This window comes from Fictibacillus tiangongensis, assembly GCF_048083785.1.
GTDB lineage: Bacteria > Bacillota > Bacilli > Bacillales > Fictibacillaceae > Fictibacillus.
Genome location: NZ_CP182294.1, coordinates 4,148,534 through 4,164,203 on the forward strand (window position 1 = coordinate 4,148,534; position 15,670 = coordinate 4,164,203).

The window sequence follows — 15,670 nt, forward strand, 5'->3', positions numbered from 1 at the left end:
ACCAAAAGTTGGCCTTGTCTCTAAATTAATGTAGAAAAACTCATGAAGTCTAGATATCTTATTTTTAAACGGCGTTCAATCGTAGTAGTAGATCGCCTATGAGCTACGCTTTCACTGATATTTAGAGATCTTAAATACTGTGAAACATCTATTCTAGTCGAATTAGGATTGTCTTCTATAAATTCGAATACCAAACTTAAGGCTTGATTATCTAAAGCAGCGTTAGCTAAGAACACTTGTCTTGCGTCTTTAGGTAGAGATAGAAACTCCCTACCTTTAGGTGTTAATTCAGAATGATTTTTTCCCGCCAAACTAATCATACCCAGTTGCTCTCCAGCCAATCTATAATAACGTCCTTGCCTCTCAACTTTTCCTATTGCATGTGCAATTTCTTGATAGGTTCTCGCTCCACGCGCAACTGCTTCTATACCTCTAATGACATCTTCAAGTCTATCTGCTTGGGGAATAACTGCCGAATTTAACATCGCTCCACTCCTTATGAGAGAAAAAAGAATATGTTAAATCATACCATATATTGATTTATGTAAGAAGTCTTTATTTCATATTTACATACAATCGACCACTTCTTTTAATCTATTGAATTACCTTTTTAATCCAATAAACACTTAAATATGATAAAATATATTCGAGCCTTTAGTGCTATGGAGGGGAATTATGAGGTCTGCTAAATTTACAGTATATCAATTAAAAAATGATAGCTATAATTTTGATCAGTATTGCGAGGAAATTGTTCACAAATATAACCACAGTCAAAATGAAAATACAGATGAATCAGAATTAGAAACATATAAGCTAAAAAAAATTAATACTCAAATTCCTTTTAAACATATAGAAAGTATCAAAGTTTATGTTGCTATGCATCAGACCACTCCTCAATGGAAGGATACATTGAATGAGTTACTTTACGATGACATTAGGCAAATTAAAAACATTAGCCACTCATTCTTATTTTTTATAAAGATTCAAAATAATTTTTTTGCAATAACTGGTGGTAAGGGGCATTTAGTTATTAGTGAATACAAAGATTATGCTTTTGGATTGGAGATTCTATCAAAAATTATGCTTCCTAGAGATAACATCATCAAAAGTATTGCTGACAGATCTTTACAAGGAAACCGCTTTAGTGGACAACAATATTTTAATAATTTCGTTAACTTAATATCTGAAAACAATATAAGTAATTATTTCAAAGAGATAAATACTTTCCTTACTAAGGAGAAAATATGTAGAGAATTTGGTGTAAATATTAAAGAGAAAAAAGAAGGTTTTAATTTTCTTGCACGCGATTCTATTAAGCTAGGAAAATCTCTAAATTTAAAAGAACTAGATATATTTATGAAAAATCTTGACCGACTTATCAATCATGTAGATTCGGAGCATAATATAAATAAATTCCATGAGGTGGATTATAGAGATTCACTTTTTAAAGAACTGAATTCCGAGTTAGAACGCATGATATTTGAATCATTAAATCGAAATAAAGAAGAAATCAATAATTCTAATATAAAAATTTTAAATTCAAACAACTTATATATAGACTGTGATTATTATGTTTTAAAAAAGCGGAATTCAAATGGAAAAGAACTAGGACGATATGAGAATGAAGTTGAATTTGTTGACATAATTGAAGTTTTTAATAAGTTTTATTTTGAAAAAATAATTGGGACAAATAAGAGTATTATTGAGGATTTTCTTAAAGCAGTTTCCTTAGAAGGTTATATTGACAATGAGCGTATAATTTATGAACGGATTTTAGACCTATTAGACCTAAGCTTAATTTATAATAATACACATTACATTCTAATAAACGGAAAATGGTTTTATCTAGATAGTAACTTTATCGAAGAAATTAACAAAACCTTTATTGATAGGGTAATACCGATTTACGAAAACTCTTCAAAAACAATTACATTAAAAAGTTGGAAATCTGGTGACGATGAGGGGAAATATAATTATTCATATCACGATAGTGATGGATATTATGTATTAGATAAAATGCTTGTAAGAAACGTGGAAATTTGTGACTTGCTTAGAATTGAAGAAGAGGAAATCCTTTTATTTCATGTTAAAGATGGACTTGCAGGAAGTACTCGTATTTTATGTGAACAAATACTTATCGCTATGGAATCTATCCAGGCTGCCATTTTATATAATGACAGAGAGTTTCTCCTTGAATATTACCAATCCATAAAGAATAAAGATATGCCAAAAATATCAGATTCTTCTAGAAATTCAGCTATTAAATTCCTAAACAAATTCAACACCGCTGAAGAATTTATTGAAACCATATTAAGTCCATCTATGAAAATAACTTTTGTTTTTGCGTTTAAGTCTAAGAATCATAATCTATATAATCCTGATACAATAACTTCTACTCCAGCAAAAATTTCAATCTTAAATTTAATTTCTCAAGTTAAAAGATTTGACTTTGATTTAAGAATTGTAGAAATAAAATCAGACAATTAACTTACAGAAAACTAACATGACTATAATTGTTAGTTTTCTAAACTTCCCTGATAAATTATTATTCTTTTACTTTGTTTATTCTTAATTCATGCAATACGCTAACTAGCTGTTCTAAAGGTTCATTTTCATCGAGGTGCTCTTTAATCGATAGTTCGCGCATTTCTCTGATCAGCTCATTTGCTCTTGAATCTATCCTAGTTAGCGCTTCTTCTAGACGGTTTATTAATCTGATATCAGGCTTATTTTTTTTAAGTTCCTCTGCATAACGCTTCATAAGACGCCGAGTACGGATTTCAAGTAGCTTATATCTCCCTTTTACTTGCTTATCTATGTCCTCTGGAATCATTTCATAAAGTACCTTTTCATCATCTAATAACGTATCAAATGAAATGTTTTCATATTCACCAGTAACGATTGCATTTTTATTACCTTTTAGGCTTTCTCGGTGTTTTTCCTTATTTTTAGGTCCTGTACTTTTACCACCGTGTAGTCGACAGCGACCATTCTTTAAAGGTGTCTTTTTACAAGGTGTTCCTTGCCTAGTTTTTGCGCCACATATTATCTTTTCCATGTTTTCACCACCAGACCTCTATTCATGGGGTATCGTTTGAAAATGAAGGGGGAAGCAATTTGCCCCTCCCTCCTTTAATTGCTATATAAACCTATTAATTTTTGTCAATGCTGTAGCTTCCTTCACTCGTTGTTCAAATTCTTCTTCAAGTCCTTTTTCTTTAATAAATGCTCTATAGAATAGTATTTCTGCTGACCTATCAAAAATGATTAGTTCTAACTTCTCCATATCTTTATATAGATCCAATAATAAATCCTTGTCTTCTTCCACTACATTCATCGCCCCTATTACTCATAATTGCTGCTCATCTTTTTCAAACCCTAAACTAACCAAGTTTATACTCATATAGTTGTTTTCTCTCATTGTAAATCTGTTGAATAAATCTGTTACTTCTTTGGGGTTTTGCTTAATATAGGTATAAATTGTCTCAATACTTTTTAATAATTCTTGCTCAGTTAAATCTTCATCATATCTAAATTCACACCATAACTTTTCACTTTCAATTAAAAACATTATCTTCACCCCTAGTTTATTTATTTCGGATTGTTAACTGATAACCTCCTTTAGAATATACATCTGGATAGTTATCCAAAAAGTGTTTAATATCATCAGTGTTTTTCTTTAAAGCAGTACATAATTCATCTATGCTTTTGTCAAAATCTTTTCGGGAAACTTTTTTTGAACTTGTTCCTCTTAGGTCAATTACAACATGACTACCTAATACTCTGATCATTTGTATCACCTCCGTTCTTTTGCTCACATATTAATCTATAAGATAAATTGTCCATTTTTTAAGTGGTAAAATAAAAAAGACAAGTTCTTTTGAACCTGTCTTCCTAACGCATTAACTTTTTTGCAATTTTCGTAGTTTATTTATAGATATAGTAATCTCCATCTTCCTGTTTACCATCACTTGTGATACGGTTCACCTTTGTATTTATGGTAAAGCATATAGGCAAGACTATTCTTATCATTAACGTATAAACTTTTATGACTATTTTAGCAGGAGAAAACCCCCAGTGCGTTAATCCTTTAGTGTGCCGGGGGTCAGGCACTTTATTTATCTTAACTTACCTTCTATTTCTTGCAACATCTCAACATTCTTATTCATATCTATATTAATCTCATCCATTTCACTTCTAATTGACTCTTCTTTCTCTCGAATTGAATAGATTTTTTGTTGGATTGCTGCTTGTGTTTCTTTTATATTAATGGAATCCTTCATAATAGAGGCTGCATGCTCAGACAACACACTTAATTCATGTGAGACCTTATCAATTCCATCTGCATATCCACTCACCTTAGAATTAACCTCTTCTATAGTAGAGTCAAAGGTTTTAAATGAAGTAAAGCTTTGGGTAATTTTAGATTCAATTTGCTCAAGCGTGCTCCGGATTTCAAGGGAAGCAGAATCTGTCTGAGCCGCTAATTTCCCTACCTCTTGGGCAACTATAGAAAATCCTTTTCCTGCTTCTCCCGTACGTGCAGATTCAATACTTGCATTTAAGGAAAGTATTTTCGTTTGTGACGAGACTTCCATTATGACCTGACTCATTTTAGAAACGTTTTGGGTAAGGTTTCTCAAATCATTCATAATATCTGCTGTATCTTTTACATGATTCGCTAGCTTATTATTCATTTCCGCCACGTCTCTAGTATCAGAAGAATAGTGAGTTAGTTTAACGGTGTGTTCATTTAACTTGTCTGTCATTTCATTAAAAACATCCACAAACGCAGAGAGGGCATTAAAACTAACTGACATTTCTTTTTCTACTTTGTTTATGTTCAACAAATTGCTCCCAATGCTTTTCACTGAGTATTCTGTTGAGTTTTTAATATCCCCGAACGTCTCGTTTAGGGCAGATATATAGACGGGCAACTCTGCTTTAAAATCGTAATCCTTAGTAATTTGTAGAGGCAACTGTTCAATCATACTCATAATTTCCTCTGCAGTGGGACGGTCGTTTTGATGATCACCTACATAAGAATAACGAATAACATGCTGGTCATCTAATAAGTAGGAAGCTGGTATCGCAATACGGAATGAATCCCATTTAATAGGAACAAAAACCTCATATTGCTTTATAACTTTCCGTGTTTCATCAGATAATATAGGTATTTTAATTCCGGTAGCTTCCGTATACTGAATTATCCCCTCTATTTTTTGGCCAGCAATTCCAATTAGCTGTATTCCTTTACTTAAAAATTCATCATAATAATCTTTAAGCATTTCTAATTGTTTTCTACAACTCGGACACCAGGTCCCACGTAAAAAAATCAGATACAGTGGTTTTCCTTCAAAATCCTTTAATGAAACGAATCCACCTTGACTTGATTCTAGCTTGAAATCTGGTGCTTTATGACCAACTGTTAAGCCCTTTGCCACAACTAAAACATCCTTTCGCTAAGGTATTCCCTAACATTTTCAGTAAAGCGTTGTACTCTACATACTTAGTAAAAAGCTTTTCTCATTTTTTATAGTCCTCAAATTATGGATATCTTGAAAAATAATGAACAAACTCGGAGGTTTCCGTACACAGACCTCTTACTAACATATTTTTACAATCTTCTTATTTCTGATATAGTAACAGTAAAGAACTGGATGGATATTACGAGGAGTAAATGGCTGAAGAGGAACAATTGAGTGGATGAGGATAGTGAAAAAACAATAAATCCATTGTGTCTCCTTCAGACATAGAAATGACAGTAAACAAGAAACTTTTTTGTTAGCTTTAGTAGAGCACATGACAAGACAAAGAGTATACGGTTATCCCTCTTCCACCCCATATAACTCCTTAGTCAAGGCTGTATTAATTTTTAAAGGCTTCCTCATAATTACTTCTTCCTTCTCAAGCTCCCCTAAAAATAGGCTGACCGTTTCTCTAGATGAGCCAATCATACTCGCGATATCATGTTGGGTAATTTTAACTTCGACCGTTTGCCAACTCCCACTCCTTATGCCAAATCGATTACTTAGCTGCATGAGAAGAAGTACAATTCGATACTTTACATCTTTATAGGCAATACTTTCGGTAATCTGATACATCTCTTTAAGCTTTGAAGTCAAAATGGTAATGAGCTTTATGGCAATATCTGGGTTTTGTCGGATAAAATCTTCAAATCTGTCCTTTGATAGAGTGCATACAAACGAATCAACCATTGTTTCAGCATAAATTTCAGATTCTGTTAACGAAAAACTGGATGTTTCTCCAAACACATTTCCTTCACTTAAAAGATCAACCGTGAATTCTTTTCCGGTCGAAGACACTTTATATAGTCGAACCTGACCTTTTTTCAAGAAAAATAAAGACCTCATTTGTTGAGTCGGACTTAGAATAATGGTTCCCTTCTTAATAGGTGCTGTTAATGTCACTTCATCTATTTTTCTTAATTCTTCTTCCGGAAGCTCATCAAGTAAATTAATCTGTGAAAGTAACATAAGTTTATCCATGATTACACCTCTCTCTATATCGTTTCAAAATCATCTCAAAATCTAACCATTCATCTTCCACCTCTAACATAGGTAGGCCATTATCAAGTGTAAGGGCTCTCCCTGTATCTATATTATCAAAAATACTTATCACTTTCACATCAAGGTCTAGCTTCTTAAATAGCTTGATGACTTCATCACATTTGCAACAGCTTGGCAAAGTATATAAAATCATATCCTCCTCACTCTTCTTTCCTTCATAGGTTGTCTTAGCTACTGGATGTATATTTACTTCTTACTTATCATTTTTTATTTTACATGTTTTCTTTAAAAGTAAATGTAAGGAAGCTTACATAAATTATAAAAATAAGAGGAGATAATAAACATATCCATTAAAGAGGAGATAAAAACATGACGTTAAATGCTGAATTAGATGCTATATCTCGTGAATTACTACACCTAACTCCAGAAAGGACACCATGAACCACGATAAAAGGTTACCACTACCGGCCCTTTTTCTAACTCTTCATATAGATTTATGTCTTCACCAAGATGGTTTTTCAAAGTGAAATCTTTGGCCTTCTCACCTTCTGCGACTCCTGTGACTAATCCTGATTCTTGCGCCTCCTTAATAGAACGCTCAAAAGCCTGCATGGCCTCAAATAATCGACAATTAAAAGCATACCAAGAGATTTTACCCGAAGTTCATGGGCTAGGAGCACAGCTATTAGCTATCAGTCCACAAACTCCTGACAATACCTTATCCACGCAAGAAAAAAACGAACTGGATTTCCAAGTGTTAAGTGATCCGAGAGGGATAGTGTCCGCAAAGTTTAATGTGCTTTTTGACGTTCCTGACTACTTAAAGAACGCTTATGAGAAGATTGGATTAGATTTAGAGTCCTTTAACGGAAAAGCAAAATGGATTTTGCCCGTACCAGCTACATTCATGATAGATGAAACAGGAGAAGTCAGGTTTAAGCATGTCAACCCTAACTTTATGTCTCGATTAGAACCAAATGATATATTACGCGCTTTAAGAAAATTATAATTAGAGCAGCCCTCTTTTGGGCTGCTTTTTTTAGTAGCGTCTGCCTTCTATGTTTGTTCAATATTACGCTCTTCTGCCGAGTGGTTTATCTGGTTCATAGAATCTTCTCTGATTAAAGACCAAAGAGAGTCAAAGGCCGAATCGGGAAACTCTTGCTTCAACTCTTCAAGTGATCCACAGCTCTTATAAAGTCCATTTAGCCTAACGGCAAGGGTTGAGTCAGTTAGTGACTCCTTTCCCTCTTGAAGCTCCTGCCACTTTTTAAAAATAGGTTTCCATCTCTGAAGAAAATACTTCTGATGACGAATTTCCGCCTCGTAAAAGGAATCAAGAAACTCTACATAGGTATAGCAATCATCATGTAACCGCTTCATTTCCTCTACTTTTTGAAGCATATTAGTCTGCTGTTCCTCGTTGTGATAAAACAGGACAGAACGATACTTAATCGAGCGTGGAGGTCTCATCGTATTATGCTGTTGAAAAAATTGGTTCAGTATTTGATCTAAACTCAATACATCTGCATCATATAGTATTTCTAAAGCCTCCGTATAGTCTAAGGTGTTTCTGGATGTGGGCTGACCTTCTGTTCCCCCTGCATACCCGACTCTTGTTTTGATTACACCTGTATGATAACCAAAGCGTGCTTCCGGTCCCCAGAAACAGCCCATTCCTAACGTGACTCTCTCCAATCTAATCACCCCTAAAAAAATACAAACCAAAGCAATCTTACATGCAAGATGCTTGGCTTGTATCCTTCTTATTTTTTATAGTCTAATTTCATATAGGCCGTATAGATTTGGCTATTGCTTTTTAATATAAATGTAGACTTACTTGGATTATAATCCACGACTAAATCTTCATCAAATAAGTGATCTGACTTATGACCTAATAACACAGGCATAAAGTTTGTTGAAAGAAATTGCTCCTTTATCACCGGATCCAGTTCCATCAATCCTACAAATGTCACCCAATCTGCTCCAATAGAGCAGCCTCCTAGACTCGGATTTAGCTCATACGCGATTGCTGGTTCTTGGGACAGTCTCTCAACTGCTCTTTCCGAAAATTGTACATTCATTTGAATGCCCCCTTTATATATTTAGCACCCGCTAAGGTTACAGTCTTCCAAATAGGCTTTAAGATGAATATCTTGTAAATTCTCTATCAAAATTAATATCTTTCCGTTTTCTTCTGTAAAACTTTGATTCAGTTCTAACTTACCCTGTTTTTACATAAAGATCTTTAAGATTATTCCTGCAAATCAGGATAGCGCCTCTCCTGGGTTTCATGACGCGTTCCGCGGCTAGCCTTCAGAGACTCGCCCAAGGCAAACACAGAAGCGCCCAGCAAGACGAGATCCTTCAAAAGAAATTGACCTGGAACTACAGAAAGCGCGGGGAATCCGAGGCTCGACTCAAAGACCCCCGGCGTAGAGATCATGAAACTCAGTGTCGTCAGAAATAGAATGCAGGAAAGAAACGCTCCAACAGCTGACAGCTTCGGAGAGACAAAACGACTGAGAATGAGTAGGCCAACTAATAATTCTAATATTCCCAATAGAGAAGAAAACGTTTGAATTGAAAAATAGTTGTAAAGCCATCCAAGTACTGGACTATTGCTTACAAAGGGGGCAATTCCCTTCGCTTCGTAGACCGTGAATTTCATCGCGCCAATCCAAATATAAACGATGGCCAGTGCAATAAATAAACTCTTTGTTCCGATGATCTCAATTTTTTTACCGAAAGCTTCAAATAACGTGAACATGAACATTTCCTCCTCCGCCATTAGCGATAGTAAGTTTTTATTTACCAAAAAGCTTTTAAAACTGTTTCTCCATTTTTCCTGATGCTAATTCGGGCATTTCTTCTGAATGAATTCCTTTATCCCCGTTTGATGCAGTTAGTAGCTCTATAATTAACTAGCATCATTTACGGATGGTGTCAGGAGGTACTACACTGAAAAAATGGTTACTTCTCAATGATTTTTTAGGTTTAGATATGATTATTTAATGCTTCCTTAATTGCTTCCTTAAATTTCAAACCAACCAAAGTATCTACAACTTTGCCATCTTTCATAACTAGTAGAGTCGGAATACTCATGATACCAAATTTGTTGGCTGTTTCTTGGTTTTGATCGACATCAATCTTCACAATTTTAACTTGATTTCCCATATCCTGATCAAGCTCTTCTAATACCTGTGCTATCATTTTACAAGGTCCACACCATGTAGCAAAAAAGTCAGCTAACACCAATCCACTAGTAGTTTCTTTTGAAAACGTTTGATCCGTCACATTTAATACTGCCATAAATATCAATCTCCTTTGAAATTGTAATTTATTTTAAGTTGTTAAGAACTTCAATCGCTTTCGTTGGCTCTAAACGGGAGGTATAGTCAGGGTTTACAAATGCAAGTTGAATGATTCCTTCCTTGTCAATGATATACGTAGCTGGTACAGGCAGCATGGCCACATCAGCATCATTATATCTAATGAGGTCTAACCCAAGAGCTCCCTTTAACGTCTCAGCTAAGTATTCAGGTACCTCATAAGCTACTTTGTAAGCAGAAGAGACATGACTATTTGTATCGCTTAAGACATAGAAAGGTAGGTCATGCTTTTCTCTTGAGCTCAACGAATTATCTGGCGATTCTGGACTTACCGCAATCAATTGAGCGTCTTGTTCTTTAATGGTATCCATATGCTTTTTATAGGCTTGAAGCTCAAGGTTACAAAATGGGCACCATCCTCCACGATAAAACGTAAGAATGACCGGACCCTTTGCTACCTCCTCAGAAAGAGTTACTTCCTTACCTGTTGCGTCTTTTAGAGTAAAGTTGGGAGCCTTTGAGCCTACCACTAACCCACTCACTTGTTCCTTTTCAATTAAATCCGATACAGACTTTGCTAAATTATCTAATACCTCTTGTGGTGCTTGCAGCTTAAATTGTTCTACAACACCTTGTAATTGTTCGTATAACGGAACCTGTTCATTCATTAGAATTCTCCTCCCATTCATAAAATTAATTTGGTTACTGACAACTTGTTTTTACATTTATGAGTATAAGGTCTTTCTTACTTTAATAATGTTAGATAGCTTACATTTACAGTGCTCACAGTCCTTTTTATTTTGGGACTACCCTGAAAATAAGGTGTGATATACGTTCAGGAATATTCGCTTTCCGCGGGGCTAACTGCGCGCCTTCTCGACACATACTCCGGCGGTGTCTCACCTTAACCGAAACGATCATGCTTGCAAAAAGCAAAGATTCCATAAATTGCAACCTCCACTTCATTCAAGCGTTCAATCCATATGTTCCTTCGACATCACCACTATTTTTTTAAAAATATAAAAGAAACATTTCCTTTAAGAAGAAATGTTTCTTATCTACTTTATCGTTTTAGATTTTCCAAAAGCTCTTCTACATAATGTTGTGCACTTTGTGCAGCGATGCTTCCATCACCTGTAGCTGTTACAATCTGACGTAACGTTTTTTCCCGGACATCTCCAGCTGCAAAAATGCCTTCGACCTTTGTTTCCATTTGATCGTTCGTTTCAATGTAGCCCATCGAATTCGTAATGCCAAGATCTTGAAATGGAGCAGTTAACGGAACCATTCCCACATAGATAAACACGCCATCTGTCTTAAACTCTTTTTCTGAACCATCTTCTGTAGATACGAGCTTAACAGATCCTACTTTTCCTGTTTGTTCATGTATAGATTGAATTGTCGTGTTAAAGATGACCTCTATTTTCTCGTTCTCAAACGCACGTTGCTGAATAATTTTTTGTGCTCTGAATTCGTCACGTCGATGAACAATCGTTACTTTATTAACAAATCTTGTCAAGTATACTCCTTCTTCTACAGCAGAGTCTCCCCCACCGACAACCACAAGGTCCTTTCCTTTAAAGAAAGCCCCATCACAGACTGCGCAATAAGATACCCCGCGTCCTGATAATTCCTTTTCACCAGGAGCACCTAGTTTCTTATATTCTGCACCAGTTGAGATGATCACTGAACGAGCCTTAAATTCCTTTGAACTGGTTCTAACCGTTTTATATTCTTCGCCATTAACAATCTCTTTTATATCTCCATATGCGTACTGTGCGCCAAACTTCTTTGCATGCTCAAACATCTTATTGGAGAGATCTGGACCTAAGATATGACCAAAACCAGGATAGTTTTCAACTTCTTCTGTATTTGCCATTTGTCCTCCAGGTACTCCTCTTTCAATCATTAAGGTAGAGAGATTGGCTCGAGAAGTATAAACTGCGGCTGTCATCCCAGCAGGACCTGCTCCAATGATGATTACATCATAAATATTCTCATTCGTCATATATTCCATCTCCTTCCATCTCCTCATCATCGTACAAACAAATGTTTTTTCATTTCCTTTATTGAGTATAGCTCACTTTTTTAAATAAAAATGTTAGATAGCTAACAGTCTTAGGATTACTTCTATCAACGAATAAACGATTATTCCACTATACAAAAGAGTAATATAAACAAGCTAAAATACAAACATCTTACTCGCCCATTGTTTAAATGGCATTCGTTTCTTCCAACTAACACTGAGTAAGAACCAAGAAATAGAAAGTAAAAGGATCAGGATGAAAATAGCCCTTAACTCTATAAATAAAAAGCTAGCAAAAATTAACCCTAGTAGGTAAACGTGTGTCTGAAAGTAGGTTCGTTCAAAACCCTTTATCACCGGCAGCATAGGTATCCTAGCTAGTTTATATTCCTCATATCGATGAATGGCAATGGCATAAAAATGGGGCATTTGCCATAAAACCATGATTAAAAAAAGACCAATAATAGATAGATGAAGTTCACCTGACGAAATTGCCGACCAGCCAATTAGAGGAGTTATTGCACCAGACAAGCTACCAATTTCCGTATTATAAATGGTCCTCCGTTTAGACCATATCGTATATGGTACTAAATATAAAAACCAGCCTAGCCAACCATATAAAGCAGCAAGCGGCTCCGCTACATATAGCAAACCGACTCCAGCAATAAGCAAGATGCTTCCTGCCATAAAAGCGGTGAGGTCACTAATGGCACCTGTAATCGTTGGTCTGTAGCGTGTCCTTTCCATTAGAAAATCAATATCTCGATCATAAAGATTATTAAATACTCCGGCCGAGCTTATGACAAAAGCAGATCCGATAATGGTTAGCACCATAACTAACCCATTTTCAAGAAGGGTTACCTCTATCGAAATACATGCTAAACACATTCCAGCAATGACAGCTAAAACATTAGATTTGACAATCCCTACCTTTACAAGCTGGAATGCAATTGAACATTTTTCAGCTGTCCCACTTTTATTTTTATTCCCCATTTTTCTCACTCTTCTCTTTATTTCTTACATTCTTTTTAAACCCTTTCATTATAAGTCATTTTTTTCTATTGAAAAGTAAGCTAACTCACAGTTTTTATGTTATAACTTTGTTTGGTTTAAACTTGTAAGAAGCTCTTATTTCAGAAATGTAAGCAAGATTACAGAATATAAAGTGGATAATCGCCTATGATAAGTCATGTAAGTTCACTAAATACTTATGGGAAGGAAGATAGATATGGAAAAAAGGATTACAAATAAAGCGGCATTTAATCAGATTATTAACTCAGAGAAGCCAGTCGTAGTTAAGTTCGACACAAACTGGTGTCCAGACTGCAGACGCATGGATGCATTTATGGGAGAGGTATTAGAGGATTTGAATCCTTTTCCACTTTATGAAATGGATCGAGATGAATTCCAGGATACCTCATCTACGTATGAAGTGATGGGAATTCCAAGCCTACTCGTTTTTAAGAATGGCGAGAAGATTGGTCACCTACACAGTGCTCATGCCAAAACACCTGAAAGTGTAACCGAGTTCTTAGCAACTTATTTTAAGTAAACATAAACAATGGGATCATGCTTTAGCTTGATCCCTTTTTCAATGTCATACCTCATTGGTTACTTGATGATCGTTTTTACTGCTATCCAAATAGAGATTTAGTAATACATCGAGCTCTTGGCTTAAATGGATGATCAAAGGTGATTGTAAATCTTTATTCTCTTTAAATACTTGTAGTATCTCTTGTCTTCGTTCCTCAATCATGTACCTTAAATAATAAATTGGGATAACCGGATTACAGGACTCTTTCTTCATGACAGATTCACCTCATTTTTGTTAAAACCACCTCTTATGGAATACTTTACCTCACCTCTCTTACGATTAATGTAAGCCACTTCACATTAATGCAGATACCTATAGAAATATGGCAAAAAAAAAGAGCAGGATGAACTGCTCCACATTAAATCTATTGGACCTTTGTAATTTTAGCCCCACCCGTTCTTTTCGACTGATAGAGAAGTTTATCGGCCCCTTCTAGCAGCTCATGCATCTTCATTTGATGGGAATGAACCAGTCCAATCGAAAGACTCAAATCTGGCAATATTTCTGCAGCCATCTTCTCAAAAGCATTTAATAAATTGTTTGCACAAACTTCACATTCTTGTTTGTAGGGGCTATTCAGAAGAACTCCGAATTCGTCTCCTCCAAATCTAAAGCCGTAGGCATCTTTTGGTATATACCTCAAAATCATTTCACCTAGCCCTTTCAGCACTTCATCACCAATGTGATGGCCCAACCGGTCATTTACCTGTTTAAAATGGTCAATATCAAACATTAAGAATGTAAAAGGTTCGGTTACAAGGGTAGGATTAGAAACTAAACGGTTCCAGAGCACTCTATTGTATAATCCAGTAAGGGAATCCTTTATATTAGACAGCTCCAGCTCTATAGCATAGGATAAAAAGGACGAAACCTTCTCTAATACGGTAATGGTCTTTTCGCTAAACGCTTTGACATTATGACTTAACGAACAAATAGCACCTAAAATAGATCCATCCTTGTGGTAAATAGGCACTCCGGCATATGATCTTATATCCATTTTGTATGCATGAGAGATATTTAATGTGAGAATTCCAAATTGTGTTTCCGTAAGGCTATCATGAATCAATACCGGTTTTTGATTCAACGAGATTAACTGACAAAAGGTGTCATCTGTTTTATAAAGGCAGCTTTCTGTTAGGACATCTTCTTTTAGGAATAACGTTTGAATAATCTTCGTTTGTTCACCGTCCATGAAGCTCATGTAGAAGCTATAATCTCCTACTAGTTCCTGTGCAATCTCTAGAATATCATTTAGAACGGTCGAAAAGGTTTGGACATGTGATAAATTAATCATGTTTATCATCCTTTACATCATCTATTCTTCCACTTTGACTAGCTTCGGTCTCATAAAATAATAGCCTTGAAAAAAAGGGACACCATGATTTTTAAAGAATAATACCTCTTCTTCTGTTTCGACTCCTTCTGCGATAATGCTTACATCCTGTTGAAGCCAATAGTCAATTAAGGCTTTCATCATGTGCTGACGATAGCTATCATGACCAATATCCTTAACCAAATCACGGTCAATTTTTACAAAATCAGGCTCTACCATGGCAAGGGTATGTAGACCGGAATAACCTTTTCCTATATCATCAACAGCAATTCTCATTCCAAGCTCCCTTAGCTCTTTCATCTTTCGAATCACTTCTTCTTTGGTATAATTGCCAAGTCCTTCTCGCTCAGACAGCTCTAGCACTATTTGAAATTTGCTTGTTTTTATATGTGGGAGCATGTCTTGCCAATCATCTGTAAATAGAGTGGAAAGATGAATATTAACAAATACGAAGCTTGGTTGACTCGACTTTTTCAATAACCTCTCAACTCCAGCTCTTAATACAAAAGTATCCACTTTGTGTATCTGCCCGTGTCCGGCAGCAAAAGAGTAAAATTGATCAGGTGAAGAAAATGTAGATTGGGCAGAAGGTCGATTCAATAGCTCCGTTGCTATTTCCTTTTTGTTTCGAATGTCAAAGATAGGCTGTTCAAACGTGTTAATATCACCTGTCTTTAAAGTCATATCAATTTCTTTCATCAAAGTTGCGCAATGGATTTCAATTACTTTGTTTTCTTTATCCTTAAAAAGCATTTCATCACTCCTCTCATACTGGTTTCTTTTTGTTAAGAAAGGATTACCTTTAAGATCACCCATTCCTCATAAAATGAATCTTCAATTAATGGGGTTTTAGCT

At 35.4% G+C, this 15,670-nt stretch carries 21 protein-coding genes; 3 read left to right on the top strand and 18 right to left on the bottom strand.

Features of this window, described 5'->3' with window-relative positions; all coding sequences use genetic code 11:
• Positions 1–20 precede the first annotated feature (20 nt).
• Positions 21–485, bottom strand: coding sequence for a DUF7226 domain-containing protein (locus tag ACNJYY_RS21670; RefSeq protein ID WP_231308727.1), 465 nt, complete (start codon positions 483–485; stop codon positions 21–23).
• 190 nt (positions 486–675) lie between these two features.
• Between ACNJYY_RS21670 and ACNJYY_RS21675 the strand changes: the two genes are divergently transcribed.
• The gene (locus tag ACNJYY_RS21675) at positions 676–2,487 is read left to right on the top strand and encodes a DUF6119 family protein (protein WP_231308728.1); all 1,812 of its coding nucleotides are present in this window, start codon (positions 676–678) and stop codon (positions 2,485–2,487) included.
• A gap of 58 nt (positions 2,488–2,545) precedes the next feature.
• Here ACNJYY_RS21675 and ACNJYY_RS21680 read toward each other — a convergent pair whose 3' ends face one another.
• The 7 genes from ACNJYY_RS21680 to ACNJYY_RS21710 form a co-directional block, all read right to left on the bottom strand.
• Positions 2,546–3,058: an HGGxSTG domain-containing protein gene (locus tag ACNJYY_RS21680; protein ID WP_231308729.1), complete on the bottom strand. Its 513-nt coding sequence runs from the start codon at positions 3,056–3,058 to the stop codon at positions 2,546–2,548.
• 81 nt (positions 3,059–3,139) lie between these two features.
• Positions 3,140–3,328, bottom strand: coding sequence for a hypothetical protein (locus tag ACNJYY_RS21685; RefSeq protein WP_231308730.1), 189 nt, complete (start codon positions 3,326–3,328; stop codon positions 3,140–3,142).
• A gap of 21 nt (positions 3,329–3,349) precedes the next feature.
• Positions 3,350–3,571, bottom strand: coding sequence for a hypothetical protein (locus ACNJYY_RS21690; protein ID WP_231308731.1), 222 nt, complete (start codon positions 3,569–3,571; stop codon positions 3,350–3,352).
• Between the two features lie 16 nt (positions 3,572–3,587).
• Positions 3,588–3,791, bottom strand: coding sequence for a hypothetical protein (locus ACNJYY_RS21695; RefSeq protein WP_231308732.1), 204 nt, complete (start codon positions 3,789–3,791; stop codon positions 3,588–3,590).
• Positions 3,792–4,118: 327 nt separating this feature from the next.
• On the bottom strand, positions 4,119–5,444 hold the full coding sequence (locus ACNJYY_RS21700; RefSeq protein WP_416730103.1) for a redoxin domain-containing protein: 1,326 nt from the start codon (positions 5,442–5,444) through the stop codon (positions 4,119–4,121).
• Between the two features lie 381 nt (positions 5,445–5,825).
• Positions 5,826–6,509, bottom strand: coding sequence for a Crp/Fnr family transcriptional regulator (locus tag ACNJYY_RS21705; RefSeq protein WP_231308735.1), 684 nt, complete (start codon positions 6,507–6,509; stop codon positions 5,826–5,828).
• 438 nt (positions 6,510–6,947) lie between these two features.
• Entirely contained in the window at positions 6,948–7,142 is a 195-nt protein-coding gene (locus ACNJYY_RS21710) for a redoxin domain-containing protein (RefSeq protein WP_231308737.1), read from the bottom strand.
• Between ACNJYY_RS21710 and ACNJYY_RS21715 the strand changes: the two genes are divergently transcribed.
• On the top strand, positions 7,054–7,539 hold the full coding sequence (locus ACNJYY_RS21715) for a peroxiredoxin-like family protein (protein WP_231308738.1): 486 nt from the start codon (positions 7,054–7,056) through the stop codon (positions 7,537–7,539). The two genes, ACNJYY_RS21710 and ACNJYY_RS21715, sit on opposite strands and share 89 nt — an antisense overlap.
• Before the next feature lie 47 nt (positions 7,540–7,586).
• On the opposite strand, the gene ACNJYY_RS21720 is transcribed toward ACNJYY_RS21715, so the two are convergent.
• The 7 genes from ACNJYY_RS21720 to cyoE all read right to left on the bottom strand — a co-directional run bounded on the left by ACNJYY_RS21720 (position 7,587) and on the right by cyoE (position 12,881).
• Complete coding sequence (locus tag ACNJYY_RS21720; RefSeq protein WP_231308739.1) at positions 7,587–8,228, bottom strand: peptide-methionine (S)-S-oxide reductase; 642 nt, start codon at positions 8,226–8,228, stop codon at positions 7,587–7,589.
• A gap of 68 nt (positions 8,229–8,296) precedes the next feature.
• Positions 8,297–8,614 (bottom strand): iron-sulfur cluster biosynthesis family protein, encoded by a 318-nt coding sequence (locus ACNJYY_RS21725; RefSeq protein WP_231308740.1) that lies wholly within the window; start codon positions 8,612–8,614, stop codon positions 8,297–8,299.
• Positions 8,615–8,784: 170 nt separating this feature from the next.
• On the bottom strand, positions 8,785–9,300 hold the full coding sequence (locus tag ACNJYY_RS21730) for a YkgB family protein (RefSeq protein ID WP_231308741.1): 516 nt from the start codon (positions 9,298–9,300) through the stop codon (positions 8,785–8,787).
• Positions 9,301–9,527: 227 nt separating this feature from the next.
• Complete coding sequence (gene trxA / locus ACNJYY_RS21735; protein WP_231308742.1) at positions 9,528–9,842, bottom strand: thioredoxin; 315 nt, start codon at positions 9,840–9,842, stop codon at positions 9,528–9,530.
• Positions 9,843–9,870: 28 nt separating this feature from the next.
• The gene (locus ACNJYY_RS21740; RefSeq protein WP_231308743.1) at positions 9,871–10,530 is read right to left on the bottom strand and encodes a peroxiredoxin-like family protein; all 660 of its coding nucleotides are present in this window, start codon (positions 10,528–10,530) and stop codon (positions 9,871–9,873) included.
• A gap of 395 nt (positions 10,531–10,925) precedes the next feature.
• Positions 10,926–11,870, bottom strand: coding sequence for a thioredoxin-disulfide reductase (trxB, locus tag ACNJYY_RS21745; protein ID WP_231308744.1), 945 nt, complete (start codon positions 11,868–11,870; stop codon positions 10,926–10,928).
• A gap of 174 nt (positions 11,871–12,044) precedes the next feature.
• On the bottom strand, positions 12,045–12,881 hold the full coding sequence (gene cyoE / locus ACNJYY_RS21750) for a heme o synthase (protein ID WP_231308745.1): 837 nt from the start codon (positions 12,879–12,881) through the stop codon (positions 12,045–12,047).
• Between the two features lie 235 nt (positions 12,882–13,116).
• Between cyoE and ACNJYY_RS21755 the strand changes: the two genes are divergently transcribed.
• Positions 13,117–13,440 (top strand): thioredoxin family protein, encoded by a 324-nt coding sequence (locus ACNJYY_RS21755; RefSeq protein ID WP_231308746.1) that lies wholly within the window; start codon positions 13,117–13,119, stop codon positions 13,438–13,440.
• Positions 13,441–13,485: 45 nt separating this feature from the next.
• Here the strand turns inward: ACNJYY_RS21755 and ACNJYY_RS21760 are convergent, their stop codons facing one another.
• The 3 genes from ACNJYY_RS21760 to ACNJYY_RS21770 all read right to left on the bottom strand — a co-directional run bounded on the left by ACNJYY_RS21760 (position 13,486) and on the right by ACNJYY_RS21770 (position 15,631).
• The gene (locus ACNJYY_RS21760) at positions 13,486–13,695 is read right to left on the bottom strand and encodes an aspartyl-phosphate phosphatase Spo0E family protein (protein WP_231308747.1); all 210 of its coding nucleotides are present in this window, start codon (positions 13,693–13,695) and stop codon (positions 13,486–13,488) included.
• Between the two features lie 151 nt (positions 13,696–13,846).
• Positions 13,847–14,776 (bottom strand): sensor domain-containing diguanylate cyclase, encoded by a 930-nt coding sequence (locus ACNJYY_RS21765; RefSeq protein ID WP_231308748.1) that lies wholly within the window; start codon positions 14,774–14,776, stop codon positions 13,847–13,849.
• Between the two features lie 21 nt (positions 14,777–14,797).
• Complete coding sequence (locus ACNJYY_RS21770; protein WP_416730104.1) at positions 14,798–15,631, bottom strand: EAL domain-containing protein; 834 nt, start codon at positions 15,629–15,631, stop codon at positions 14,798–14,800.
• Between the last annotated feature and the right edge of the window lie 39 nt (positions 15,632–15,670).